Origin of the sequence: Achromobacter sp. GbtcB20, from assembly GCF_019091095.1 — a bacterium.
In the GTDB taxonomy this organism is placed as follows: Bacteria; Pseudomonadota; Gammaproteobacteria; order Burkholderiales; family Burkholderiaceae_B; genus Achromobacter; species Achromobacter mucicolens.
The window spans coordinates 1-672 of sequence record NZ_JAGXJZ010000128.1; the positions used below are offsets into that span (position 1 = coordinate 1).

Genomic DNA, 672 nt, shown 5'->3' on the forward strand with positions numbered 1-672 from the left:
CCGCGTCGGCGGCTTCGTCGCCTTCGCCGGGCTACTGGTGGCCTTTGCCGTCGGCTTCGAGCGCGTGCACCGCGACGGCGCCCTGCGCCGCCCGCTGCTGGCCGCCTCGCTCGCCGGCGTGGCGGTCTGGACCGGGGCAAACTTCGCGGCGGTGGCCGGTGCGCCGGCATCGCCGCCCCTGCCCGAACTGACCCTGAAACGCCTGGACGGCGGCGACGTCGGGCTGCGCACGCTGGCCGGCAAGCCGATGGTGGTCACCCTGTGGGCCACCTGGTGCCCGCCCTGCCGGCGCGAGATGCCCGCCCTCGGCGCGGCCCAGGCCGCCCACCCCGAGGTTGCCTTCGTGTTCGTCAACCAGGCCGAGGACGCCGCCACTGTCGCGCGCTACCTCGACGGCGCCGGCCTGGAGCTGGCCAACGTACTGATCGATCCGATCCGTTCCCTGGCGCGCGCGACCGACGTCAAGGGCTACCCGACCACGCTGTTCTACGACCGCCACGGCAGGCTGGCGGCGCGCCACATGGGCGAGCTGTCGCCGGCGCAGTTGCGCGAACGGCTGGAGGCGTTGCGTTAGTATAAACCGGCAGCCAGGCCCCGACACAATCTATTGATTTATAAAATATTCGTCGGCATAATAACGATCCTGAAGGAAAACGACCATGATGGAAGAAA

The 672-nt window shown here is 69.5% G+C and carries 1 protein-coding gene; it reads left to right on the top strand.

Translation table 11 applies throughout. The annotated features are described in order from the left end of the window. On the top strand, positions 1-574 hold a 574-nt coding region (locus KVT32_RS28150), incomplete at its 5' end, for a TlpA disulfide reductase family protein (RefSeq protein WP_217619207.1). Between the last annotated feature and the right edge of the window lie 98 nt (positions 575-672).